Source organism: Cryobacterium sp. AP23, from assembly GCF_054075385.1.
This window is the reverse complement of the sequence record NZ_CM133415.1, coordinates 1,342,825-1,366,399: the sequence shown is the minus strand read 5'-3', so window position 1 is coordinate 1,366,399 and position 23,575 is coordinate 1,342,825. Positions and strand designations below refer to the sequence as shown.

At 68.9% G+C, this 23,575-nt stretch carries 21 protein-coding genes and 1 tRNA gene; 13 read left to right on the top strand and 9 right to left on the bottom strand.

Annotated elements, in window-relative coordinates:
• Positions 1–3: 3 nt before the first annotated feature.
• The 5 genes from ACU5E9_RS06465 to ACU5E9_RS06445 all read right to left on the bottom strand — a co-directional run bounded on the left by ACU5E9_RS06465 (position 4) and on the right by ACU5E9_RS06445 (position 5,992).
• Positions 4–597, bottom strand: a complete 594-nt coding sequence (locus ACU5E9_RS06465) for a CoA-binding protein (protein ID WP_456812790.1) — start codon at positions 595–597, stop codon at positions 4–6.
• Entirely contained in the window at positions 594–1,895 is a 1,302-nt protein-coding gene (locus ACU5E9_RS06460) for an O-acetylhomoserine aminocarboxypropyltransferase/cysteine synthase family protein (RefSeq protein WP_456812789.1), read from the bottom strand. The genes ACU5E9_RS06465 and ACU5E9_RS06460 overlap by 4 nt, the downstream gene beginning before the upstream one ends.
• A 100-nt stretch (positions 1,896–1,995) precedes the next feature.
• Positions 1,996–3,018 carry a YeiH family protein gene (locus ACU5E9_RS06455; protein WP_456812788.1) on the bottom strand — a complete coding sequence of 341 codons (1,023 nt, stop codon included), beginning with the start codon at positions 3,016–3,018 and terminating at the stop codon, positions 1,996–1,998.
• Positions 3,019–3,108: 90 nt separating this feature from the next.
• A complete protein-coding gene (locus tag ACU5E9_RS06450; protein ID WP_456812787.1) occupies positions 3,109–4,209 on the bottom strand; it encodes a fatty acid desaturase family protein in 1,101 nt (366 codons plus the stop codon).
• A 190-nt stretch (positions 4,210–4,399) separates the two neighbouring features.
• The gene (locus tag ACU5E9_RS06445; RefSeq protein ID WP_456812786.1) at positions 4,400–5,992 is read right to left on the bottom strand and encodes a dolichyl-phosphate-mannose--protein mannosyltransferase; all 1,593 of its coding nucleotides are present in this window, start codon (positions 5,990–5,992) and stop codon (positions 4,400–4,402) included.
• Between the two features lie 53 nt (positions 5,993–6,045).
• Between ACU5E9_RS06445 and rsmI the strand changes: the two genes are divergently transcribed.
• The 9 genes from rsmI to ACU5E9_RS06400 all read left to right on the top strand — a co-directional run bounded on the left by rsmI (position 6,046) and on the right by ACU5E9_RS06400 (position 16,222).
• On the top strand, positions 6,046–6,921 hold the full coding sequence (gene rsmI, locus ACU5E9_RS06440) for a 16S rRNA (cytidine(1402)-2'-O)-methyltransferase (protein ID WP_456812785.1): 876 nt from the start codon (positions 6,046–6,048) through the stop codon (positions 6,919–6,921).
• 66 nt (positions 6,922–6,987) lie between these two features.
• A complete protein-coding gene (gene metG, locus ACU5E9_RS06435; protein WP_456812784.1) occupies positions 6,988–8,550 on the top strand; it encodes a methionine--tRNA ligase in 1,563 nt (520 codons plus the stop codon).
• Positions 8,543–9,499 (top strand): TatD family hydrolase, encoded by a 957-nt coding sequence (locus tag ACU5E9_RS06430; protein ID WP_456812783.1) that lies wholly within the window; start codon positions 8,543–8,545, stop codon positions 9,497–9,499. Before metG ends, ACU5E9_RS06430 begins: the two co-directional genes overlap by 8 nt.
• Positions 9,496–10,389 (top strand): 16S rRNA (adenine(1518)-N(6)/adenine(1519)-N(6))-dimethyltransferase RsmA, encoded by an 894-nt coding sequence (rsmA, locus tag ACU5E9_RS06425; RefSeq protein ID WP_456812782.1) that lies wholly within the window; start codon positions 9,496–9,498, stop codon positions 10,387–10,389. Before ACU5E9_RS06430 ends, rsmA begins: the two co-directional genes overlap by 4 nt.
• Before the next feature lie 56 nt (positions 10,390–10,445).
• Entirely contained in the window at positions 10,446–11,381 is a 936-nt protein-coding gene (locus ACU5E9_RS06420) for a 4-(cytidine 5'-diphospho)-2-C-methyl-D-erythritol kinase (protein WP_456812781.1), read from the top strand.
• 80 nt (positions 11,382–11,461) lie between these two features.
• Positions 11,462–13,267 carry an ABC-F family ATP-binding cassette domain-containing protein gene (locus tag ACU5E9_RS06415; RefSeq protein ID WP_456812780.1) on the top strand — a complete coding sequence of 602 codons (1,806 nt, stop codon included), beginning with the start codon at positions 11,462–11,464 and terminating at the stop codon, positions 13,265–13,267.
• A gap of 289 nt (positions 13,268–13,556) precedes the next feature.
• Positions 13,557–14,447 carry a MetQ/NlpA family ABC transporter substrate-binding protein gene (locus tag ACU5E9_RS06410; protein ID WP_456812779.1) on the top strand — a complete coding sequence of 297 codons (891 nt, stop codon included), beginning with the start codon at positions 13,557–13,559 and terminating at the stop codon, positions 14,445–14,447.
• 72 nt (positions 14,448–14,519) lie between these two features.
• The gene (locus ACU5E9_RS06405; RefSeq protein ID WP_456812778.1) at positions 14,520–15,560 is read left to right on the top strand and encodes a methionine ABC transporter ATP-binding protein; all 1,041 of its coding nucleotides are present in this window, start codon (positions 14,520–14,522) and stop codon (positions 15,558–15,560) included.
• A gap of 2 nt (positions 15,561–15,562) precedes the next feature.
• Positions 15,563–16,222 (top strand): methionine ABC transporter permease, encoded by a 660-nt coding sequence (locus tag ACU5E9_RS06400; protein ID WP_456812777.1) that lies wholly within the window; start codon positions 15,563–15,565, stop codon positions 16,220–16,222.
• 18 nt (positions 16,223–16,240) lie between these two features.
• Here the strand turns inward: ACU5E9_RS06400 and ACU5E9_RS06395 are convergent, their stop codons facing one another.
• Complete coding sequence (locus tag ACU5E9_RS06395; protein ID WP_456812776.1) at positions 16,241–16,732, bottom strand: MarR family winged helix-turn-helix transcriptional regulator; 492 nt, start codon at positions 16,730–16,732, stop codon at positions 16,241–16,243.
• Between the two features lie 104 nt (positions 16,733–16,836).
• On the opposite strand from ACU5E9_RS06395, the gene ACU5E9_RS06390 reads away from it, so the two are divergent.
• From ACU5E9_RS06390 to ACU5E9_RS06380, 3 genes are all read left to right on the top strand, one after another.
• Positions 16,837–16,908: transfer RNA gene (locus ACU5E9_RS06390), tRNA-Gln, on the top strand.
• A 21-nt stretch (positions 16,909–16,929) separates the two neighbouring features.
• Complete coding sequence (glmU, locus tag ACU5E9_RS06385; RefSeq protein WP_456812775.1) at positions 16,930–18,354, top strand: bifunctional UDP-N-acetylglucosamine diphosphorylase/glucosamine-1-phosphate N-acetyltransferase GlmU; 1,425 nt, start codon at positions 16,930–16,932, stop codon at positions 18,352–18,354.
• A complete protein-coding gene (locus ACU5E9_RS06380) occupies positions 18,355–19,332 on the top strand; it encodes a ribose-phosphate diphosphokinase (protein WP_456812774.1) in 978 nt (325 codons plus the stop codon). It begins immediately after the preceding gene.
• A gap of 84 nt (positions 19,333–19,416) precedes the next feature.
• Here ACU5E9_RS06380 and ACU5E9_RS06375 read toward each other — a convergent pair whose 3' ends face one another.
• Both ACU5E9_RS06375 and ACU5E9_RS06370 read right to left on the bottom strand, forming a co-directional pair.
• Positions 19,417–19,716 (bottom strand): DUF1905 domain-containing protein, encoded by a 300-nt coding sequence (locus ACU5E9_RS06375; protein WP_456812773.1) that lies wholly within the window; start codon positions 19,714–19,716, stop codon positions 19,417–19,419.
• A 9-nt stretch (positions 19,717–19,725) separates the two neighbouring features.
• Positions 19,726–20,088 carry a hypothetical protein gene (locus ACU5E9_RS06370; protein WP_456812772.1) on the bottom strand — a complete coding sequence of 121 codons (363 nt, stop codon included), beginning with the start codon at positions 20,086–20,088 and terminating at the stop codon, positions 19,726–19,728.
• Between the two features lie 94 nt (positions 20,089–20,182).
• Here ACU5E9_RS06370 and ACU5E9_RS06365 point away from each other — a divergent pair, with 94 nt between their 5' ends.
• Positions 20,183–21,451, top strand: a complete 1,269-nt coding sequence (locus tag ACU5E9_RS06365; protein ID WP_456812771.1) for an APC family permease — start codon at positions 20,183–20,185, stop codon at positions 21,449–21,451.
• A 602-nt stretch (positions 21,452–22,053) separates the two neighbouring features.
• On the opposite strand, the gene gndA is transcribed toward ACU5E9_RS06365, so the two are convergent.
• Entirely contained in the window at positions 22,054–23,457 is a 1,404-nt protein-coding gene (gene gndA / locus ACU5E9_RS06360; protein ID WP_456813508.1) for an NADP-dependent phosphogluconate dehydrogenase, read from the bottom strand.
• Positions 23,458–23,575: the final 118 nt, after the last annotated feature.

Sequence of the window (23,575 nt, the reverse complement as noted above, 5' to 3'; positions counted from 1 at the left end):
GGGTTAGCGGATGGTCTTGCGGGCTGTGATCTGCCCGGTGTCGAAGCCGAGCAGGTGCAGCCCGCCGTGGAACCGGGCGTGCTCGATCTTGATGCAGCGATCCATCACGATGGTGAGCCCCTTCGACTCGCCATACTCGGCGGCTTCCTGGTTCCAGATGCCCAGCTGCACCCACACCGTCTTGGCGCCGACGGCGATGGCATCGTCGATCACGGAGGGGATGTCGGACGCCTTGCGGAAGACGTCGACGATGTCGGGCACCTCGGGCAGCGAGGCCAGGTCGGGGTAGGCCTTCTCACCCAGGATCGTGTCGGCGCGCGGGTTGACGAAGTAGACCCGGTAGTCGCTTGACTGCTGCAGATAGGTGCCCACGAAGTAGCTGGACCGGGCCGGGTTGGGCGAGGCGCCCACGATCGCGATCGACTTCGCGCGACGCAGGATGCCCAGGCGCGCCTTGGCGTCCGGTCCCTCCCAGGTGCGCTGGGTGCGTAGCAGCTTCGCCAGCGGGGAGTTGGCGGGGACGCTGCAGCTCAGCCCGTTGGTCAGCTGGACCGTCTCGGTGCTGTCCACTGTGGCAGGTACGGTGTCGGTGCTCATGCTGTTCCTCCCGTTCCGGCGGCCTGGGCCAGGGCCTGGTCGAGATCGTAGATGATGTCGTCGACGTCTTCAATGCCCACGCTGATGCGCACCAGGCCGGCCAGGACGCCGGCGTCGATGAGCTGCTGCTCGCTGAGCTGGGCGTGGGTGGTGGAGGCCGGGTGGATCACGAGGGTCTTGGCGTCGCCGATGTTGGCGAGGTGGCTGGCCAGGTCGACCGACTCGATGAAGGTGCGTCCCGCATCGCGGCCGCCCTTGACGCCGAAGCTGAACACCGAACCCGGCCCCTTGGGCAGGTACTTGAGTCCGCGCTCGTAGTGCGGGTGGCTGGGCAGGCCGGCCCAGTTGACGAAATCGACCCGCGGGTCGGCGTCGAGCCATTCGGCCACGATGCGGGCGTTGTTCACGTGCGCCTGCAGCCGGTAGGGCAGCGTCTCCACGCCCTGCGCGAGCAGGAACGCGGAGTGCGGGGCGAGCACCGGGCCGATGTCGCGCAGCTGCTCGGCGCGGAGGCGGGTGAGGAACGCGTACTCGCCGAAGTTGCCCGACCATTCCAGGCCACCGTAGCTGGGCACGGGCTGGGCGAAGAGCGGGAACTTGTCGCTGTGCCAGTTGAACCGGCCGCTCTCCACGACCACGCCGCCGAGGGTGGTGCCGTGGCCGCCGAGGAACTTGGTGGCCGAGTGGATGACAATGTCGGCGCCCCATTCGATCGGCCGGCAGAGGTAGGGGGTGGCGATGGTGGAGTCGATGATCAGCGGGATGCCGGCGGCGTGTGCCACGGCGGCGAGGCCCTCGATGTCGGCGACCTCGCCGGACGGGTTCGCCACGGTTTCGGCGAAGATCAGCTTGGTCTTGTCGGTGATCGCCGCGGCGTAATCGGCCGGGTCGGCGGACTGCACGAAGGTGGTGTCCACCCCGAAGCGGCGCAGGGTCACGTCGAGCTGGGTGATCGAACCGCCATAGAGGTTGGCGCTGGAGACGATGTGGTCGCCCGCGCCGGCCAGGCTGGCGAAGGTGATGTACTGCGCGGCCAGGCCGGAGGCGGTGGCGACGGCGCCCAGGCCGCCCTCGAGGCTGGCGATGCGCTCCTCGAACGCCGCCACGGTGGGGTTGGACAACCGGGAGTAGACGTTGCCGTACTTCTGCAGCGCGAACCGGGCGGCCGCATCCGAGGTGTCATCGAAGACGAACGCGCTGGTCTGGTAGATGGGCAGGGCCCGTGCCCCGGTGACGGCGTCGGGGATGTTCCCGGCGTGGATTGCCCTGGTGGTGAAGCCGTACTCGCGATCTGCCATGGCAATACGCTACCGGCCGGGTCGGGGCCGAGAAGCGGTGCGGCGTAACAGTGCGCCACATGCGGGCCGTGGAGGTCCGGGTTTCATCGCTGAATCGAGATCAGCTGATAAGGACGGCGCCGAGCGCCAGCACGGCGATCAGCAGCCAGGAGGCCAGCCCCACGCCGAGGGCCCGCCCGCCGGTGCGCAGCAGCGAGCCGAGCCGCACCGCGGTGCCGAGGCCGAACAGCGCCATCGCCAGGAGAATCGTCTGCACCAGGTCGGCGGCGTCGAGGACCGCGTCCGGCAGCGGCACCAGCGTGCGCACGAGCACGAGCGACAGGAACCCGGCCACGAACAGCGGCACCACCGGCGGCCGTGCCGTGACGGCGGGGGAGTCGGACCCGGTTCCGGCGGCATCCCCGGCCGGGGTGACGGGCACGGCCACGCGGCGGCGCTCGTAGACCGCGACGCTCGCCACGATGGGCGCGAGCATCAGCACCCGGGTGAGCTTGACCACCACGGCCACGGCGAGGGCGGCCGACCCGGCGATCTGCGCGGTCGCGACGACCTGGCCCACGTCGTGCACCCCGGCGCCCACCCAGTGGCCGAACTGCAGGTCGGTGAGGCCCAGCGGATGCCAGAGCAACGGCAGCACGCCGATCGCGAGGGTGCCGCACAGGGTGACCAGCGCCACCGGGGTGGCGGTCTCCTCGTCCTTGGCCTTCACCACGCCGCTCATCGCCCCGATGGCGGAGGCGCCGCAGATGGCGAAGCCGGTGGCGATGAGCAGCGGCTGGTGCCCGGGCAATCCCACGAGCCGGCCCAGCCACAGGGTGCCGACGAAGGTGAGCAGCACGATCAGCACGGTGGTGGTGATGGTGAGCCAGCCGAGCCCGGCGATGTCGACCAGGCTCAGCTTGAGGCCGAGCAGCACCACGCCCAGGCGCATGAGGCGTTTGGCCGCCAGCGACAGGCCAGGCTTCAACGGCCCGGCCAGCGCCGGTCGCAGCACGGGCAGCTGCCCCGCGAGGATGCCGAGCACGACCGCGGCGGTCAGCAGCGGGATCCCGGGCACGAGCGCGTGCACCAGCCACGCGACCAGCGCGGCCATCCCGGCCACGCCCACTCCCCACATCCACATCTGCCCAACCCTACCGATCAGCCAGCGAGGCGTGAGAAAAGCCCCAAGAATCCGAGATTCTTGGGGCTCAGCTCAGGGCTCGCGAGGTGGTCAGCGGTGGTGGAAGCGCTGCACCATCGGGCAGTCGAAGGGGTCGCGGGCGGCCAGGCCCACCTTGTTGAGGTAGGCGACGACGATGCCGTAGGACTCGAACAGGCCGGTCTCGGTGTAGAGGATCTTGTTCGACTCGCAGTATTCCTTGGTGATCTCCTGCGCCTTCTTGAGGTGCGGGCGGGCCATGTTCGGGAACAGGTGGTGCTCGACCTGGTAGTTCAGGCCGCCCATGAAGGTGTCCATCAGGGTGCCGCCGCGGATGTTGCGGCTGGTGAGCACCTGGCGGCGCAGGAAGTCGACCTTGCTCTCGTGCGGCAGCTGCGGCATGCCTTTGTGGTTGGGAGCGAAGGAGGCGCCCATGTAGACGCCGAAGACGGCCATCTGCACACCGATGAAGGCGAACGCCATGCCCAGCGGCAGGAAGTAGAAGATGGCGGCGAAGTACAGCACGATGCGGCTGGTGAGCATGGTGATCTCGAGCCAGCGCTTGTCGACCTTGCCCTTGCCGAACACGGTCTTGAAGCCGTGGATGTGCAGGTTGATGCCCTCGAGGGTGAGCAGCGGGAAGAAGAGGTAACCCTGCTTGCGGGTGATGAAGGAGGTGAGCCAGTTGACCTCTGCGGCGTCCTTCTCGTTGAAGCGGATCACGTCGGGCTCGATGTCGGGGTCCTTGCCCACGACGTTCGGGTTGGCGTGGTGACGGCTGTGCTTGGTCATCCACCAGGCGTAGCTGATGCCGACGAAGAGATTGGCGAGGATGCGGCCGGCCCGGTCATTCGCGGGGCCGGACTCGAAGACCTGGCGGTGCGACGCCTCGTGGGCGAGGAAGGCGAACTGGGTGAGGATGATGCCGAGCACGCCGGCGATGATCAACTGGTACCAGGAGTCGCCGAGCAGCACGAAGCCGACGCCGAGGCCCACGGTGATCAGGACAAGGGCGGCGAAGACGCCCCAGTAGAAGCCGGTGCGGCGGCCGAGCAGACCGAGGTTCCGCACGGTGTGCAGCAGGGAGGAGTACTCGGTGGTGGGGTTCTTGGAGTCGCCACCCTTGCGAGTGCGGACAATACGCACCGTGGGTGCGGCAGATGCTTCCGACATGAGGCCTTTGGTTTGTATCTGGACTTCTCAGTCGGTAATAGAGCAAACACTCGTCAAGCAGATACCGGATATCCTACGGGTCGCGGCCCCGATTTCGCCGGGAATTCACACCCCTTTAACAGGGGATGTATTCCAATTTCAGCATATGTCGAAATGTATGCACGCTCTGCAATATCAACGAAAGTGCTGGTCAGCGCCAGCTCGGCAGCCAGATGTGCATCTGCCAGAACGCGAACGGTACCTGGGTGCCGGTCCAGAGCGGCAGGAAGAAGGCGCTCACCAGGGTGGCAATGCACAGAAAAGCGACGACGACGACGAGCCCGACGGTGTTGCCCTGGCCGGTTTCGGAGCGGGGGGTGCGCCCGCCGATGCCCAGCAGCATCCCGATGACCAGGGTGAGGCCGAGGATCAGGTAGGGCTCGAAGGCGATCGTGTAGAACTGGAAGACCGTACGGTTCAGGTACGCCAGCCAGGGCAGGTAGCCGGCGACCATGCCCATCAGGATCAGCCCGACCTGCCACTGGCGGTAACGCACGAGCCGGTAGACCAGGTAGAGGATGGCCGCGGTCGCCGCCCACCAGATGATCGGGTTGGCGATGCCGGTGATCGCCTCGGAGCAGGTGGCGTAGTCACAGCCCTTCTCGCCGAGGGAACTGCCCTGGTAGTACATGCTCGTCGGGCGGGTGAGGAACAACCAGGTGAGCGGGTTCGCCTGGTACGGATGCGGAGTGACCAGGCCGACGTGGTAGCCGTACGCGGCGCTCTGGTAGTGCCAGAAGCTCTGCACGGAGTGCGGGACCCAAGCGAGCACCCCGGTCCAGGCCTGGCCGGCCTGGTCGGCGAAGTCGCGGTAGTAGCCGCCCGTGGTGACGAACCAGCCGGTCCAGGAGAGCAGGAACGTGACCACGGCGATCGGCACCATCAGCAGGAACGTGACCGGCCCCTGCTTGAGGATCGCGCCGCTGATCCAGAACGGCAGCCCGGCCCGGCGTCGGGCGAGGGCGTCGACGACGACGAGGTAGATCCCGAACGCGGCCAGGAAGTAGGCGCCCGACCACTTCACCGAACAGGCCAGGCCGAAGGCCAGCCCGGCGGCGACGACCCACGGTCGCCACCACAGGGCCGGTCCCCAGGTGGATTCGACCTCGTTGTCCCGTTTCTCCGCCAGCCAGGCCGCGAGGCGCTTGCGGTGGTGGTCACGGTCCAGCAGCACGGCGCCGAAGCCGAGCAGCCCGAAGAACATCACGTAGTTGTCGAGCAGGGCCACCCGGCTCATCACGATCGCGTTGCCGTCGATGGCGAACAGGAAGCCGGCGATCGAGGTGAGCAGCACCGACCCGAACAGCTTCTGCGCGATGAGCATGACGAGCAGCACGGCGAGCACGCCGACCATTGCGGTCATCACCCGCCAGCCGAACGGGTTGTCGGCACCGAACACTGCCATGCCCAGTGCGATCAGCCACTTTCCGAGCGGCGGGTGCACCACGAACGAGGCCGCGGTGGTGAAGATGTTGCTCTGCCCGGCGGCGAACAGGGCGTCGGCGCCATCCGGCCAGGCGGACTCGTACCCGTTGTTGAACAGGCTCCAGGCGTCCTTCACATAGAAGGTCTCGTCGAACACCAGGGAGGCAGGGTGGCCGAGGTTCCAGAACCGCAGTACCGCGGCGAGGAGCAGCACCAGGGCCGGACCGGCCACACGCACCCAGCGGGAGGACCACAGGGTCGACCACGGGTCGGGCCGACGGGGGGCCTGGTGGTCGGTCTCACTGAGGGTGGGGAGCACCTCACCATCGTAGTGAGCCGCCGCGGGGAGCCGCGTGCTGCGAGACTGGGAGCATGATCATTCTGGCAGCCACCCCCATCGGAAACCTCGGGGATGCCTCGGCCCGCCTCATCGAGGCGCTGCGCACCAGCACCGTCATCGCCGCCGAGGACACCCGGGTGACGGTGCACCTGCTCAAGGCCCTCGGGGTGGAGAACCGGCCGCGGCTGATCGCGCTGCACGACCACAACGAACGCGGCAAGGCCGCCGAACTGGTCGAACTGGCCCAGGGCACCGACCTGCTCGTGCTCAGCGACGCCGGCATGCCCACCGTGTCCGATCCCGGCTTCCACCTGGTGGATGCGGCGATCGCGGCCGGCGTCGTCGTCACCGCCATCCCCGGACCGTCGGCGGTGCTCACCGCTCTGGCCGTCTCCGGGCTGCCCACCGACCGGTTCACCTTCGAGGGCTTCCTGCCGCGCAAGCACGGCGAGCGGATGCAGGCCCTGCGCGAGGTGGCCACCGAACGCCGCACCATGGTCTTCTTCGAATCGCCCAACCGCCTGGCCGCCTCGCTCACCGACCTCGCCGCCGTCCTCGGCGAAGGTCGTCGTGTGGTGGTGTGCCGGGAACTGACCAAGTTCTATGAAGAGGTCAAGCGCGGCACCGCCGCCGAACTCGCCGAGTGGGCCGAGGCCGGGGTACGCGGAGAGATCTGCATCGTCGTCGCCGGCGCCGAGGCCAAGGTGCTCGACCTCGCCACCGGCGTGGAGGAGGTGCTCGCCCTCGTGGCCGGCGGTGCCCGGCTCAAGGACGCCGCGGCGGACGTGTCCGCCGCATCCGGCCTGGGCAAGCGCGACCTCTATGAGGCGGCCCTCACCGGCAAGTCCGGCGGAACCGGCCCGGGCCGCACCAAGGCCGCCCCGCAGCCCGATTTCCCGTTCTCCTGACAGCCGCGCCCCGGCGCGCGGCGTAACGGGGTCGGCGGGTTCGGCGGCTCCACATAAGATGTGAGCATGTCCGACGGCTCTTCTTTCTACATCACCACGCCTATTTTCTATGTGAATGATGTCCCGCACATCGGGCACGCCTACACGGAGGTGGCCGCGGATGTGCTTGCCCGCTGGCACCGCCAGCGTGGGGAGGACGCCTGGCTGCTCACCGGCACCGACGAGCACGGCCAGAAGATCCTGCGCACCGCCACCGCCAACGGGGTCACCCCGAAGGAGTGGGCCGACCGCCTGGTCGAAACCGCGTGGAAGCCGCTGCTGGAAACCGTCGACATCAAGAACGACGACTTCATCCGCACCACCGACGTCCGCCACGAGGTGAACGCGCAGAAGTTCCTGCAGCACCTCTTCGACGCCGGCCACATCTACACCGGTGAGTACGAGGGCTTCTACTGTGTGGGCTGTGAGGAGTACAAGCAGCCCAGCGACCTCGTCGACGGCACCGGCGAGTTCGCCGGCCAGCAGGTCTGCGCCATCCACTCCATCCCGGTCGAGCTGCTGCACGAGAAGAACTATTTCTTCCGGATGAGCACCTTCACCGACCAGCTGCTGGCGCTGTACGAGGCCGACCCCACCTTCATCCAGCCGGAATCCGCCCGCAACGAGGTCATCTCGTTCGTGAAGCAGGGCCTCTCCGACCTGTCGATCTCCCGGTCGAGCTTCGACTGGGGCATCAAGGTGCCCTGGGATGACAGCCACGTCGTCTACGTCTGGTTCGACGCCCTGCTGAACTACATCACCGCCGCCGGCTACGGCCAGGACGACGAGAAGTTCAGCCGCCTGTGGCCGGCCACGCACATCGTCGGCAAGGACATCCTCCGCTTCCACGCCGTGATCTGGCCCGCCATGCTGCTGGCCGCCGGGCTCCCCGTTCCCGCCAAGGTCTTCGGCCACGGCTGGCTGCTCGTCGGCGGCGAGAAGATGAGCAAGTCCAAGCTCACCGGCATCGCCCCGAACCAGATCACCGACACCTTCGGCTCCGATACCTTCCGCTACTACTTCATGCGCGCCATCAGCTTCGGCCAGGACGGCTCGTTCTCCTGGGAGGACCTCTCCGCCCGGTACCAGTCCGAACTGGCCAACGGCTTCGGCAACCTCGCCTCCCGCGTCATCGCCATGGTCGTGCGCTACTGCGACGGCGAGATCCCGGCCGGCGGCACGCCGACCGACGCGGATGCGGCCATCAACGCCACCGCGATCCGGGTCACCGAAGCCGCCGGCGAGGCCATCGACCGGTTCGCCCTGCACGAAGCCCTCGCCGCGGTGTGGGAACTCGTCGACGAGCTCAACGGCTACATCACCGCGCAGGAGCCGTGGGCGCTGGCCAAGAACCCCGACGACCGCGAACGCCTGGAAACCGTGCTGCACACCGTCGTGCGCGGCCTCGGCACCCTCGCCGTGCTGCTCTCGCCGGTGACCCCGCAGGCCACCGCCACGCTCTGGAGTGCCCTGGGCGGCACCGGCCTGGTCGAAGACCAGCGCATCGACCGGGCCTGGGAGTGGACCGGTGGCACCCACGTGTCCCCGCTGGCCGCCCTGTTCCCGCGCATCGAGGCCACGGTTGGCTAACGACTCCGCCGACAGCACCCACATCCGCTCCCGCGAGGCGAGCGCCGGCAGAGACCTGGTCTACCCGCCCGCGCCCGTTCCGCTGGTCGTGGGCGTGTACGACAACCACACCCACCTGGAAATCAGCGACGGCATCACCCCGCTCACCGTCGCCGAGCAGCTCGACCTCGCCAGCGGCGTGGGCGTGCGCGGTGTCATCCAGGTGGGCACCGACGTGGCCACCTCGCGCTGGTCGGCCGAGCTGGCCGCCCGCGAACCGCGGATGCTCGCCGCCGTGGCGATCCATCCCAACGAAGCACCGGAGCTGGACAACGCCGGCACCCTCGACGACGCCCTCGCTGTGATCGACGAACTCGCCGGCCGGCCCCGCGTGGTCGCGATCGGCGAGACCGGCCTGGACTTCTACCGCACCGCGCCCGACGGCCGGGCCGCGCAGTTCCGGTCGTTCGAGGCGCACATCGAGATCGCCAAACGGCACGGCCTCGCCCTGCAGATCCACGACCGCGACGCCCACGACGAGGTCGTCGAGACCCTGCTGCGGGTGGGAGCTCCCGAACGAACCGTCTTCCACTGCTTCTCCGGCGGGGCCGAGCTGGCCCGGCTGTGCGCCGACCAGGGCTGGTACATGTCCTTCGCCGGCCCGGTGAGCTTCAAGAACGCTGCCACCCTGCGCGAGGCGCTGGCCGTGGCGCCGCGCGCGCTGCTGCTGGTGGAGACCGACGCCCCCTACCTCACGCCCACCCCGCACCGGGGCCGGCCCAACGCGCCCTATCTGCTGCCGCACACGGTGCGGGCCATGGCCGACCACCTCGGCACGGATGTCGGCGTCCTCGCCGCCCAGATCACCTCGAACACCGAACTCGTCTACGGCCGGTGGGACGCGGAACCCGTCGTGCTGCCCGACACGCGAACCGACCCCCGCACCAGCCCGGCCGGAGGCCTCGCATGACCGACTCTGCCCACGAACCCGCCCACGAGCCTGCCAAGGCCTCCGCCGCGCCCACCCTGCTCGGACCCGCGGAGATCCGCGACCTCGCCGAGATGCTCGGCGTGAACCCGACCAAGAAGCTCGGCCAGAACTTCGTCATCGACGGCAACACCGTGCGCCGCATCGTCAAGGTCGCCGCCGTGCAGCCCGGCGAAACCGTCGTTGAGGTCGGCCCCGGCCTCGGCTCGCTCACCCTGGGCATCCTCGAGGTGGGCGCGAAGGTCGTGGCCGTCGAGATCGACGACCGCCTCGCCGAGCAGCTTCCGCTGACGGTGCAACTCATGCAGCCGGACGCCCAGCTCACCGTCATCCGCGCCGACGCGCTCAAGATCGCCGAACTGCCCGGCGAGCCCACCCGGCTGGTGGCGAACCTGCCGTACAACGTGTCGGTTCCGGTGCTGCTGCACCTGCTCGAGCACTTCGACTCCATCCGCGCCGGCGTGGTCATGGTGCAGGCCGAGGTGGGGGAGCGCCTGGCCGCGGCGCCCGGTTCCAAGATCTACGGCAGCCCGAGCGTCAAGGCCGCCTGGTACGGCTCGTTCCGCACCGCCGGCAAGGTGAGCCGGCAGGTGTTCTGGCCGGTGCCGAACGTGGACTCGATCCTGATCGCGTTCGAACGGCGTCAGGAGGACCTCGAGTCCGAGGAGCTGCGCCTGGCCACGTTCGCGCTCGTCGACGGGGCCTTCCAGCAGCGCCGCAAGATGCTGCGCCAGTCGCTGTCCACGGTGATGGGTGACTCCACCCAGGCCACCGCCGTGCTCACCGCTGCGGGAATCGACCCCACCGAGCGCGGCGAACAGCTCACCGTGCACGATTTCCTCACCATCGCCAGGGCCTGGCTGGCGGCCTGAGCCGTGGCTGGGGGAGCGCGACCGGGGCGGCCTTTTCGCTGGGCTAGGTTAGGAACATGACCGACACGGCGACCTCACCTGTTGTGCATGCGAGGGCACCGGGCAAAATCAACGTCTTCCTCAAGGTGGGGGCCGTGATGGACGACGGCTACCACGATCTCGCCACCGCGTTCCAGGCCGTCTCGCTCTACGAGGATGTGCGCGCCACGGCCGCGGAGGGCTTCACCGTCGCCTTCACCGGATCGATCGACACCTCCGGCCTGGCCGTGGACGAGAGCAACCTCGCCATCAAGGCGGCCCGCGCCCTCGCCACCGCCACCGGCTACACCGGCGGCGTGCACCTCGAGATCGACAAGAACGTTCCCATCGCCGGCGGCATGGGCGGCGGGTCGGCGGATGCGGCCGCGACCCTGCTGGCCTGCGACACGCTCTGGGGCACCGAGGCGAGCAAGGAAGAGCTGTTGCGGATCGCGGCGACCCTGGGCGCCGACGTGCCCTTCGCCGTGACCGGTGGCACCGCCATCGGCACCGGCCGCGGCGACCAGCTCAGCCCGGCACTGGCCAAGGGCCAGTTCCACTGGGTGCTCGCCCTGGCCGACTTCGGCATGTCCACCCCGTCGGTGTACAGCGAGCTGGACCGGCACCGCACCCGGCACGCGCAGGACATCTTCCCCGCCCAGGCCCAGCCCACGGTGGATGCGAACGTGCTGCAGGCCCTGCGCGCCGGCGACCCGGCCATGCTCGCCGACACCATGCACAACGACCTGCAGGCGCCGGCGCTGCAGCTGGCCCCCGGGCTCGGCCGGGTACTCGAACTCGGCGAGGCGAACGGCGCGCTGGCGGGCATCCTGTCCGGCTCCGGTCCCACCGTGGCGTTCCTCGTGCCCGACCAGGACGCGGGCCTCGAGCTGCAGGTGGCGCTGAGCGCCGCCCGCCTCCACGTCGTGCGCGCCACCGGCCCCGTGCACGGCGCCCGCATCCTCCACCCCTAGACCCGGCCTGCGTGTCGCGCACCGTTGCGCGGGCCAGCCGCGGTTCCGGCTCCCAGCTGCGACGGCTAGGCTCGAACCCTATGGCACATTTGCTCGGGGCCGAGTCCCTGCACCTTGAATTTCCCACCCGCGTTATCTTCGACAGCGTCACCGCCGGACTGAACGAGGGTGACCGCATTGGCATCGTCGGCCGTAACGGCGACGGCAAGTCCACCCTCCTGCGCCTGCTCGCCGGCCGCATGGAGCCCGATTCCGGCCGGGTGACCCGCCGGCGCGGCGTCACCATCGGCGTCCTCGACCAGTCCGACGACCTCGTCAACGGCCAGACCGTGGGCCACACCATCGTCGGCGGCATCGACGAGCACGTCTGGGCCGGCGACGCCAAGGTACGCGACGTCATCGCGGGCCTCGTCCGCGACATCCCCTGGGACACCCTCGTCGACGACCTCTCCGGTGGCCAACGCCGCCGGGTGGCCCTCGCCCAGGTGCTCATCGGCGACCACGACGTGGTCTTCCTCGATGAGCCCACCAACCACCTCGACGTGGAAGGCATCTCCTGGCTGGCCGGCCACCTCAAGAACCGCTGGGCCCAGAACTCCGGCGGCCTCGTGGTCGTCACCCACGACCGGTGGTTCCTCGACGAGGTCTGCAACATGACCTGGGAGGTGCACGACCGCCTGATCGAACCCTTCGAGGGTGGTTACGCCGCGTACATCCTGCAGCGCGTCGAGCGTGACCGGATGAGCGCCGTGATGGAGGGCAAGCGCCAGAACCTGATGAAGAAGGAACTGGCGTGGCTGCGCCGAGGCGCGCCCGCCCGCACCGCCAAGCCCAAGTTCCGCATCGACGCCGCCAACGAACTGATCGAGAACGAGCCGCCGCCCCGCGACACCGTGTCGATGCAGTCGATGGCGATGCAACGCCTCGGCAAGGATGTCGTCGACCTCGTCGACGTCAGCGTCAGCTTCGGTGAGAAGACCGTGCTCAACAACATCACCTGGCTGATCGCGCCGGGCGAGCGCACCGGTATCCTCGGTGTCAACGGCGCCGGCAAGTCGACCCTGCTCAACCTCGTCGCCGGCACCCTCACGCCCGACACCGGCAAGGTCAAGCGCGGCAAGACCATCAAGGTCGCCGTGCTCACCCAGCAGCTGTTCGAGTTGGACGACATCCGCAACCACCGGGTGAGCGACGTCATCGCCCGCCAGCGCACCTCGTACATGGCCGGCGGCAAGGAGATCACCCCCGGGCAGATGCTCGAGCGGATGGGCTTCATGAGCGCGCAGCTCTCCACCCAGGTCAAGGACCTCTCCGGTGGGCAGAAGCGTCGCCTGCAGTTGCTGCTGATCGTGCTGGACGAGCCGAACGTGCTCATCCTCGACGAGCCCACCAACGACCTGGACACCGACATGCTCGCGGCCATGGAAGACCTGCTCGACTCCTTCCCCGGCACGCTGCTCGTCGTCTCGCACGACCGGTACCTGATCGAGCGCGTCACCGACAACCAGTACGCGGTCTCTGACGGCGGCTTCCACCACCTGCCCGGCGGTGTCGACCAGTACCTCGACCTGCGCAAGCGCCAGGTCGCCGGTGGCTCCTTCACCGCGGATGCGGCCTCGCCGACGTCCGCCTCCGTCAAGGGATCCGGCAAGCCGGCCCTCGGCGGCGCGGAGCTCCGCAACGCGCAGAAGGAACTCGCGTCGATCGACCGCAAGGTGGCCAAGCAGCAGGCCAAGATCAAGGACCTGCACAACAGCCTCGCCGCGCACGACCAGAGCGACTACACCGGCCTGGGCGCACTCCAGGCCGAGGTCACGGCGGCCGAGGACGCCGTCGCGGGCTTTGAGACCCGCTGGGTGGAACTGTCGGTGCTGCTCGAAGAGTGAGTCAGCTGTTTCACGCGTCGGCTGAGCCCGATGATCGAACGCCGCCCCGGTCGCAGATTCTGTGACGGGGCGGCGTTTGTCGCAGAACCTGTGACGTTCTGTGACCCGACGGCTCACGGGCGCGCCAACCTGCGGCTACCGTAGAGGAGTGCCACGCGACGCTGCTGCACAGACTCCCGCGCGCACCAGCCCTGTGGTTTCTCTGTGCCTGAAACGAATGTGTCGAGCGTGGCGCGGTTTCCGCCTGTACCGGGCGGATGCACACAGCGACCGAAACGTGGAGATCAGCGTGAAGAACACCATCGTGAAAAAGGGCCTCCTGCCCATCCTGGCCATTGGCGCCAGCCTGACCCTGCTCGCCGGCTGCGCCGGTGGCGCGGGCGGTGACGACGAGACCGTGAAGATCGGCGTCGTCGGGGCCAGCGACCCGTACTGGGCCGAGTACACCGAGGCCGCAGCCGAGGAGGGCATCACGGTCGAGATCGTCGACTTCGCCGAGTACAACCAGCCCAACCCGGCCCTCACCAACGGCGACATCGACCTGAACCAGTTCCAGCACCTGGCGTTCCTGGCCGACTACAACGTCTCCTCCGGTGAAGACCTGACCCCGATCGGTGCGACGGCGATCTACCCGCTCGGACTGTACTCCAGCAAGATCACCGACGTCGACGAGATCAAGAAGGGTGACACCGTCGCCGTTCCGAACGACTCCAGCAACCTGGGCCGCGCACTGCTGCTGCTCGAGGGCGCCGACCTGATCACTCTGAAGGACGAGGGCACGATCTTCTCCACCCTCGACGACGTCGACACCGACAAGTCCAAGGTCGAGGTGACGGCCTTGGAGCCCTCCCTCACCGCCACGTCGCTGCCCGACGTTGCCGCGGCGGTTGTCAACAACGACTTCGTCGAGAAGGCCGGCCTCAAGTTCGAGGACGCCATCGTCAAGGACGACCCCGCCGACGAGACCGCGCTGCCGTATGTGAACGTCTTCGCGGCGCGCGCCGAAGACAAGGACAACGAGACCTACGCCAAACTGGTCGAGATCTACCAGAACACCAAGGCCGTCACCGACGGTGTGCTCGAGGTCTCCGGCGGCTCGGCTGTACTGGCTACCACCCCGGCCGCCGAACTCCAGGACACCCTCGCGACGGTGGAGAAGGAAACCGAAGCACAGAAGTAGGCAGTATCCCGGCCGGCCGGACCGCTCGCGCGGTCCGGCCGGCCTTTCCCCGTTCCAACCGAAGGATCGTGCATGTCCAGTCCCACCCCACTCGTCGAACTGCGGAACGTCTCCAAGGTGTATCCCGCCACGCTCAAGGGCGCGCCGGATGTGACGGCGATCGACGACGTGAGCCTCACCGTCGACGCCGGCGACGTCTACGGCATCATCGGCTACTCCGGGGCGGGCAAGAGCACCCTGGTGCGCCTGGTGAACGTACTCGAACGCTCCACCGCGGGGCAGATCCTCATCGACGGCCGCGACGTGGCGCAGCTGCCCGAACGCGAGCTGAGGCCGGTGCGCCTGGGCATCGGCATGATCTTCCAGCAGTTCAACCTGCTGAACTCCCGCTCGGTGGCCCGGAACGTGGCCTACCCGCTCGAGGTCGCCGGCCGGGACAAGCCCGAGCGGGCCAAGCGGGTCGCCGAGATGCTCGATTTCGTCGGCCTCGGCGACAAGGCCGGCGCGTTCCCCGACCAGCTCTCCGGCGGTCAGAAGCAGCGGGTGGGCATCGCCCGCGCCCTCGCCAGTTCGCCGTCGATCCTGCTCGCCGACGAGGCCACGAGCGCCCTGGACCCCGAGACCACCCACGAGGTCCTCGACCTGCTCAAGCGGGTCAACCGCGAGTTCGGGGTGACCATCATCGTCATCACCCACGAGATGGATGTCATCCAGACGTTGGCGACGAAGGTTGCCGTGATGGACAAGGGCAAGGTGATCGAGCGCGGCGACGTCTTCGACGTGTTCTCGAACCCGCAACAGGCCGCATCCGCCCGGTTCGTGTCGACGGTGGTGAAGGGGCAGCCCTCCGCGCCGGAGCTGGCCGTGCTGCGCGCCCGCCACAACGGCCGCATCGTCACCCTCGCCTTCCGCGACGACAGCGTCGACCAGAGCCGGGTGTTCAGCGAATTCTCTCGCGACGGGGTGGCCTTCCAGGTCGTCTACGGCGGCATCAATGAAATCCAGGGCCGCCCGTTCGGCCACCTCACCCTCGCCCTGACCGGGGAGGACGCGACCATCGACACCGCGCTCGACCGGGTGCGCGCGTTCACGACCATCACCGAGGTGCGCTGACCATGGAATCCCTCATCAACCTGCTGCCCGAACTGTGGAAGGCCGCAGGGGAAACCCTCTACATCGTCGGTTTCACCCTGTTCTTCGGGGGTATCGGCGGCCTGCTCGTCGGCCTCGGTCTCTACCTCAGCCGGGCCGGCAGCATTCTGGAGAACCGGGGCGTGTTCTCGGTTCTCAACGTGCTCGTCAACACCGTGCGGCCCATCCCGTTCATCATCTTCCTCGCCGCGGCACAGCCCCTGGCCCGGCTGGTCGTGGGCAGCGGCATCGGCAACAACGCGATCATCTTCACCATCGCCCTGGCCGCGTCGTTCGCGATGGGACGCATCGTGGAGCAGAACCTGCTCACCGTGACCCCCGGCGTGATCGAGGCCGCCCGCAGCGTGGGCGCAGGCCCCGTGCGCATCATCTTCACGGTGCTGCTGCCGGAGGCGCTCGGCCCGCTGATCCTGGGCTACACCTTCATCTTCGTGGCCCTGGTGGACATGTCGGCCGTGGCCGGGTACATCGGCGGCGGCGGGCTGGGCGCGTTCGCTCTGCTCTACGGCTACCGCCAGTTCGACCCGCTGGTCACCTGGGCGGCCGTGCTGCTGATCATCGTCTTCGTGCAGCTGGTCCAATTCCTCGGCAACCGCCTCGCCCGCAAGGCCCTCCGGCGCTGACCGCGGGCTGTCGCGGGGCTAGTCGAAGTCGAGGCTGAGCTTGCGGAGCAGGGCAGCGAGGCCGTCCTGGTCTGCGGGGGAGAGGCTTTCCAGCAGCGCGGCCTCGGCGTCGACCAGGCGGGTGATCGCCGCATCCACCCGGGTGAGGCCGCCGGCGGTCATGCCCACGAAGATGCCACGGCCGTCGTTGGGGTCGGTGCGCCGGGTGACCAGGCCGCGTTCGACGAGCCGGTCGATGCGGTTGGTCATGGTGCCGCTGGAGACCAGCGTCTGCTGCAGCAGCAGCTTGGGGCTCAACTCGTAGGGCGCGCCGGCCCGGCGGAGGGCCGAGAGCACATCGAATTCCCAGGAGTCCAGTTCGGAGCGGGAGAACGCCGTTCGGCGGGCGCGGTCGAGGTGCTTGCTCAGCCGGGCCACCCGGGAAAACACCTGCAGGGGAGTGAAATCCAGGTCCGGACGCTCGCGCAGCCAGGCATCAACGATCCGGTCGACTTCGTCATTGGCGGGCATCCCTTCATTATCGGGCCTGCCGGGAGCCGGAACGGGCCGATGACGCCCAGAGTCCCGCACATCTGGCAGACTTGTCTCCGTTGCCCGGCCCACAGCCGGAGCAATCCGCCGTGGTGTAATGGCAGCACGACAGCCTTTGGAGCTGTTAGGTCTAGGTTCGAGTCCTGGCGGCGGAGCTCGCGTTTGAGAGGAAACCCGTGACCGATTCCCGACTCGCCGTCATCGTGCTCGCCGCAGGGCAGGGCACCCGCATGAAGTCCAGCCTGCCCAAGCTCATGCATCCGCTGGCCGGCCTGCCGATCATCAGCCACGTGCTGGCGACCGCCCGGGCGTTGGATGCGGCGCATGTCGTGACCGTGCTGCGGCACGAACGCGAACGCCTCGCCGAGCTCGTCGCCCTCGACCTGCCGGAGAGCCTGCTCGTGGACCAGGACGAGATCCCCGGCACCGGCCGCGCGGTCGAGCAGGCCGTCGCAGCGCTGCCCGCCGACTTCGACGGCGACGTACTCGTGATCAGCGGCGACGTGCCGCTGCTGAACGCCGCCACCCTCACCAACTTCATCGACGCGCACCGCGAACGCGCCGTCGCCGCGACCGTGCTCTCCGCGTTCCCCGGCGATGTGACCGGCTACGGGCGCATCATCCGCTCGCTCGACGGCACCTTCGACCGCATCGTGGAGCACAAGGACGCCAGCGACGACGAGCGCGCGGTCGACGAGATCAACGCCGGCGTCTACCTCTTCGGCCTGTCCGAACTGCGCGACCAGCTGGCCCGGCTCACCACCGACAACGTGCAGGGCGAGAAGTACCTCACCGACGTGATCGGGCTGCTGCGCGCCGCCGGCTCCGAGGTGCGCGCCGTGCCGGTTGCGGATGCCTGGCTCGTCGCCGGCATCAACGACCGGGCCCAGCTCAGCGACACCGCCGCCAAGCTCAACGCCGTGATCGTGCGCGGCTGGCAGCTGGCCGGCGTGACCGTGCAGGACCCGGCCACCACCTGGATCGACCTCAAGGCCACCCTCGCCAACGACGTGACCCTGTTGCCCGGAACGCAGATCCTCGGCTCCACCACGGTGGCCACCGGCGCGATCATCGGCCCGGACACCACCCTGCTGGACTGCGAGATCGGTGAGGGGGCCACGGTCAAGCGCACCGACGGCACCCTCGCGGTGATCGGCGCCGGCGCCACCGTCGGACCGTTCGCGTACCTGCGACCGGGCACGTGGCTGGGCGCGGACGGCAAGATCGGCACCTTCGTGGAGACCAAGAACGCCGTCATCGGCGAGGGCAGCAAGGTGCCGCACCTGAGCTACGTCGGCGATGCCACCGTCGGGGTGCACTCCAATGTCGGGGCCGGCACGATCTTCGCGAACTACGACGGCGTTAACAAGAATCCGTCCGTGATCGGGTCGCATGTGCGCACCGGGTCGCACAACGTGTTCGTCGCGCCGATTAGAATTGGCGACGGAGCCTACACGGGAGCCGGAACGGTCGTCCGCAAGGACGTTCCCGCCGGGGCGCTCGCGATCAACGTGGCTCCGCAACGCAATATGGTCGGTTGGGTAGAGACCAACCGGCCGGGAACAGATGCGGCGACAGCCGCGTCACAGAGCGGAGACTAGGTGCCTGGAATCAAGAGCAGCGGCGAGAAGAAATTGGTGCTCATCTCGGGGCGAGCGCACCCTCAACTCGCGATCGACATCGCCGCGGAGCTTGGTTCGGAGCTGATCCCCACCGACGCACGCACTTTCGCGAACGGCGAGATCTACGCCCGTTTCGACGAGAGCGTGCGCGGGGCCGACGCCTTCGTCATCCAGTCGCACACCAACCCGATCAACGAGTGGTTGATGGAACAGCTGATCATGGTGGATGCGCTCAAGCGCGCGTCGGCCAAGCGGATCACCGTGGTCGCCCCGTTCTACCCGTACGCCCGCCAGGACAAGAAGGGCCGCGGCCGCGAGCCGATCTCTGCCCGCCTCGTCGCCGACCTGTTCAAGGTCGCCGGCGCGGACCGGATCATGTCGGTCGACCTGCACGCCGCCCAGATCCAGGGTTTCTTCGACGGCCCCGTCGACCACCTGTTCGCAATGCCGGTGCTGCTCGAGCACTTCCGGGTCAAGCTGGACCCGTCCACCCTCACCATCGTGTCCCCGGACATGGGCCGGGTGCGTGTCGCCGACATCTGGAGCGACAAGCTCGGCGCCCCGCTGGCCATCATCCACAAGCGCCGCGACCCGCTGGTGCCCAACCAGATCACCGTCCACGAGATCGTCGGTGAGGTCAAGGGCCGCGTCTGCCTGATCGTCGACGACCTGATCGACACCGGCCGCACCATCGTCCAGGCCGCTGAAGCCCTCCGGGCCGCCGGCGCCATCGGCGTCGTCGTGGCCGCCACCCACGCCGTGTTCAGCCCGCCCGCACTGGACCTGCTGCAGAACCCGGCCATCCAGGAGGTCGTCGTCACCGACACCCTGCCGATCCCCGAGGACAAGCGTTTCCCCACGCTGACCGTGCTGCCGATCGCGCCGCTCCTGGCGCGCGCCATCCACGAGGTCTTCGACGAGGGTTCCGTCACGTCGATGTTCGAGGGCGCCGCGTAAGCATCCGCCCCGCAGCTGGTGCTGCACCCGCCAGGCCGGTCCCGTTCTCGGGGCCGGCCTTCGGTGTGTTCGGGTACCGAAGGGTCAGAGCACCAGTTCGACGGTGACCGTGGTCGTGTCGCCCACGTCGATGCCCTCGGCCTGGCGGATGGCTTTCTTCACCGGCAGCACGAACCGGCCGGTGGCGCTCTCGGGAAAGATCGAGGTGGCCCAGCGGGAGTCGTTGATGCGCACCCGCACCCGTTGCGCGCCGAAGCCGGTGCGCAGACCGTCGGTGAGCTCGCGGATCTCCTCGGACTGGTCGGCGGGCAGGGAGACGAACACCCACGCGTTCATGCTCTCGGTGTTCCACAGCAGTGCCGTGAACGTGAAGGTGGGTCCCATCGGCTGCCGTCAGGAGACGCTGGTGGCCGGCGGTCGGAAGGGGCCGGGGATGATGCCCAGCGGCAGCACGAAGGTCTTGCGCTCGTTCTGGTCGATCGCGTAGCACTGCCAACCGAAGCCGCCGGGCCCGGTCAGGTCGAACCGGGCGTCGATGCCCTCCGAGAGCGGGTAGTAGCGCGCGACCGCCTGGGTGCACGCCCGCGCCGCCGTGGCGGTGGCGATGCTCAGGCTGGTCAGGATGCCGGGAACGACCAAGGCCACCAGGCCCAATACGACGACGAGCCGCATGAGCAGCACCATCCGCCGGCCGCGCAGGGGCCGGGCGGAGTCGTTCGGCTCGTAGCCGGAGAGTTCGGGGTGTTCGCTCGTCATGGGTGCCATCCAGTAAATCAGACCGCGCGCCCGCGCGCGCCTGCCAGGGGTGTTCGGATGCCCGCCGTTCACGTTGGCTGCCTACGCTGGGTGGGTGACTGGTACAAGCCAACCGGACCGGGCGCCGACCCTGGCCCGGCACCTCGGCACGGGCGGGGCCATCGTCGTGGGCCTGGCGGCGATGATCGGCGCCGGCGTGTTCTACGTCTGGGCGCCCGCGGCGGCCGTCGCCGGTTCCGGGCTGCTCATCGGGCTGGTCCTCGCCGGGCTGATTGCCTCGCTGAACGCCCTGAGTTCGGCCCAGCTGGCGATGAGCCACCCGGTCTCCGGCGGCGCGTACGCGTTCGGCCGGGCCACCCTCGGCCCGTGGTGGGGATTCTCGGCCGGCTGGCTGTTCCTGGCCGGCAAGACCGCGTCCGCCGGCGCCATCGCCCTGATCCTGGGCGGCTACCTCTGGCCGGAGCAGGCCAGGCTGGTCGCGGTGCTCGCCCTGCTCGCGCTCGGCGCCGTGAACCTTGCCGGTATCCGCAGCACGGCCCGGCTCAGTGCGGTGGTGGTCTTCCTGGTGCTCGGTGGGCTGGCCGCGCTGGTGTCCTGGGTCGTCGCCGGGATCGTCGGCGGCGGGCGCCCGGCGACCTTCGACCCGGGCACGCTACTCGACGCCGGCTGGGCGGGCATCCTGCAATCGGCCGGCCTGTTGTTCTTCGCCTTCACCGGTTACGCCCGGATGGCCACGCTGGGGGAGGAGGTGCGGAACCCGCGCCGCAGCCTGCCCCGGGCGATCGTGATCGCGCTCGGCCTCGCCCTGGTGATCTACGGGGTGATCGGCTGGCTCACCGTCACGGTGCTCGGGCCTGCCGCCCTGGCGCTCTCGGTCTCGCCCCTGGCCGACCTGGTGGGCGGCACGGAGCCGTGGACGAGCATCGCCAGGCTGCTGGCCGCGTTCGCCTGCCTGGGCTCGCTGGCGGGCATCCTGGCCGGCCTCAGCCGCACCGGCCTGGCCATGGCGCGGCAGGGTGACCTGCCCGGCGCGCTCAGCCGGATCTCGCCGGGCCGGCAGGCGCCTGCGACGGCCGAGGTGACGATGGCGCTCGTCGCCGTGGCCGGCGTCGTGCTGCTGGACCCGGCCCAGCTGGTCGGTTTCTCGGCCTGCGCGGTGCTGATCTACTACGCGATCGCGCACCTCGCCGCCCTGCGGCAGCCCCGCGAGCAGCGCTGGCTGCCTCGCTGGGTGCAATACCTGGGTGCGGCCGGCTGCCTGCTGCTCGCGATGATCCTGCCCTGGCCCGGCGTCCTCGCCGCCCTCGCCTGGCTCGCCCTCGGTCTTCTCGCCCGGGCCCTGCGCCGCCCCCGCCCCGCCTAACCCGCGGCGGGATCGGCGGCTCCTCCCCAGCTGGCGCGCCGGGCGGGTGTGCACCACTACGCTCGGCACGCTGTCCGGTGCGCCGGCGGATGCGACTCTCGGCGTATAACAGACGACCGACGGCGTGCTCGTGACCAGCCCGGCCCGCACCCTGCTCGACCTGGCCAGGACAGCGAGCTTCGAGGATGCCGTCGTCGCACTCGATCACGCCACCAATCCCCGCCGTGCGACGCCGGAGGTGCTCACGTATCCGGACAAGGTGTCGGAGATGCTGGCACGTGCTGTCTCGCTCCGTGGCCTCGCCAAGGCGCAGCGGGCGATCGACTGCCGGGGGAGGCCGTCTACGAGGAGAAGATCCGCGAGGACCACCTGCGCGCCGAGGGATTCCGGGTGGTGCGGTGGGGCCCGGCGGAGCTCGCCGACCGGGCCGCCCTGAGCCGGTTGCTGATCGCAGCGGGCCTGCCGGTCATCCGCTGACTCGCACCCGCGGTCGGCGGCCCGGCGGAGCAGACAACTGTTGCCCGTGCGGACAACTGGTCCCGTTACGCCGGGTGCAATTGTCCGCACGGGCAACAGTCGCCGTGCGGATGGTGCGGGTGGAGCTAGTGCGAGGAACCCTCGGTGACGATCTCGGTCCGGTCGCCGGACCACAGGGTGTGGAAGGTGCCTTCCTTGTCGACGCGCTTGTAGGTGTGCGCACCGAAGAAGTCACGCTGGCCCTGGGTGAGGGCAGCGGGCAGGCGGTCGGCACGCAGGCTGTCGTAGTACGCCAGCGACGACGCGAACACCGGCGCGGGGATGCCGGCGTGGGCGGCGTCGGCGACGACGTTGCGCCAGGAGTCCTGCGCCGTGGCGACGACATCGGTGAAGAACGGGGCTGTCACGAGCGAGACGAGTCCCGGGTTCTCGGTGTACGCCTCGGTGATGCGGTTCAGGAAACGGGCGCGGATGATGCAGCCGCCACGCCAGATCTTCGCGATCTCGCCCTTCTTGATGTCCCAGTTGTACTGCTCGGCGCCGGCGACGATGGCGTCGAAGCCCTGCGAGTAGGCGATGACCTTGGATGCGTACAGCGCCTGGCGCACACCCTCGATGAAGCCGTCCACGTCTTCGACGGGGTTGGCGGTCGGGCCGGGTAGGGCGGCGGCAGCGGCACGCTGCGCGGGCTTGGAGGAAACGGACCGGGCGAACACGGCCTCGGCGATGCCGGAGACGGGGATGCCGAGGTCGAGCGCGGTCTGCACGGTCCACACGCCGGTGCCCTTGCTGCCGGCCTGGTCGAGGATCACGTCGACGAGCGGCTTGCCGGTCTCCGCGTCGACCTGCTTGAGGACCTCAGCGGTGATCTCGATCAGGTAGCTCTCGAGCTCGCCCTTGTTCCACTCGGTGAAGATCTCGGAGATCTCGGCCGGGGTCTTGCCGGTGCCGCGACGGATGAGGTCGTACGCCTCGCCGATGAGCTGCATGTCGGCGTACTCGATGCCGTTGTGGATCATCTTGACGAAGTGGCCGGCGCCGTCGGTGCCGACGTGGGTGACGCAGGGCTCGCCGTCGACGACCGCGGCGATGGACTCGAGGATCGGGCCGAGGGTGACATACGCCTCTGCGGAGCCGCCGGGCATGATGCTCGGGCCCTTGAGGGCGCCTTCTTCGCCACCGGAGATGCCGGCGCCGACGAAGTTGATGCCGGTCTCGCGCACTGCCTTCTCGCGGCGGAGGGTGTCGGTGAACAGGGCGTTGCCGCCGTCGACGATGATGTCGCCGGGCTCGAACAGTTCGGTGAGCTGGCTGATGACCGCGTCGGTGCCCTTGCCGGCCTGCACCATGATGATCGCGGTGCGGGGGGTCGCCAGCGACGCGACGAACTCCTCGATGGTCTCGGAGGCCACAAAGCCGGCCTCGGGGTGCTCGTCCATGAGCAGCCGGGTGCGTTCGGGCGAACGGTTGTAGACGGCCACGGTGTTGCCTTCGCGGCTGGCGAGGTTGCGGGCGAGGTTGGAGCCCATCACCGCCAGGCCGACAACGCCGATGTTTGCTGAACCGGTTTCTGACACGTGTTCTCCCTTAGATCTGTGAGTTGTGATCATGTTCAAGATTAGTGGCTTGCTCAGACCATGTAATCAT

What these genes read in the sequence shown, in the direction of transcription:
- ACU5E9_RS06465 (WP_456812790.1), bottom strand. Translation starts at nt 597, where the DNA reads ATGAGCACCGACACCGTACCTGCCACAGTGGACAGCACCGAGACGGTC.
- ACU5E9_RS06460 (WP_456812789.1), bottom strand. Translation starts at nt 1,895, where the DNA reads ATGGCAGATCGCGAGTACGGCTTCACCACCAGGGCAATCCACGCCGGG.
- ACU5E9_RS06455 (WP_456812788.1), bottom strand. Translation starts at nt 3,018, where the DNA reads ATGTGGATGTGGGGAGTGGGCGTGGCCGGGATGGCCGCGCTGGTCGCG.
- ACU5E9_RS06450 (WP_456812787.1), bottom strand. Translation starts at nt 4,209, where the DNA reads ATGTCGGAAGCATCTGCCGCACCCACGGTGCGTATTGTCCGCACTCGC.
- rsmI (WP_456812785.1), top strand. Translation starts at nt 6,046, where the DNA reads ATGATCATTCTGGCAGCCACCCCCATCGGAAACCTCGGGGATGCCTCG.
- metG (WP_456812784.1), top strand. Translation starts at nt 6,988, where the DNA reads ATGTCCGACGGCTCTTCTTTCTACATCACCACGCCTATTTTCTATGTG.
- rsmA (WP_456812782.1), top strand. Translation starts at nt 9,496, where the DNA reads ATGACCGACTCTGCCCACGAACCCGCCCACGAGCCTGCCAAGGCCTCC.
- ACU5E9_RS06420 (WP_456812781.1), top strand. Translation starts at nt 10,446, where the DNA reads ATGACCGACACGGCGACCTCACCTGTTGTGCATGCGAGGGCACCGGGC.
- ACU5E9_RS06415 (WP_456812780.1), top strand. Translation starts at nt 11,462, where the DNA reads ATGGCACATTTGCTCGGGGCCGAGTCCCTGCACCTTGAATTTCCCACC.
- ACU5E9_RS06405 (WP_456812778.1), top strand. Translation starts at nt 14,520, where the DNA reads ATGTCCAGTCCCACCCCACTCGTCGAACTGCGGAACGTCTCCAAGGTG.
- ACU5E9_RS06400 (WP_456812777.1), top strand. Translation starts at nt 15,563, where the DNA reads ATGGAATCCCTCATCAACCTGCTGCCCGAACTGTGGAAGGCCGCAGGG.
- ACU5E9_RS06395 (WP_456812776.1), bottom strand. Translation starts at nt 16,732, where the DNA reads ATGCCCGCCAATGACGAAGTCGACCGGATCGTTGATGCCTGGCTGCGC.
- ACU5E9_RS06375 (WP_456812773.1), bottom strand. Translation starts at nt 19,716, where the DNA reads ATGGGACCCACCTTCACGTTCACGGCACTGCTGTGGAACACCGAGAGC.
- ACU5E9_RS06370 (WP_456812772.1), bottom strand. Translation starts at nt 20,088, where the DNA reads ATGACGAGCGAACACCCCGAACTCTCCGGCTACGAGCCGAACGACTCC.
- gndA (WP_456813508.1), bottom strand. Translation starts at nt 23,457, where the DNA reads ATGGGCTCCAACCTCGCCCGCAACCTCGCCAGCCGCGAAGGCAACACC.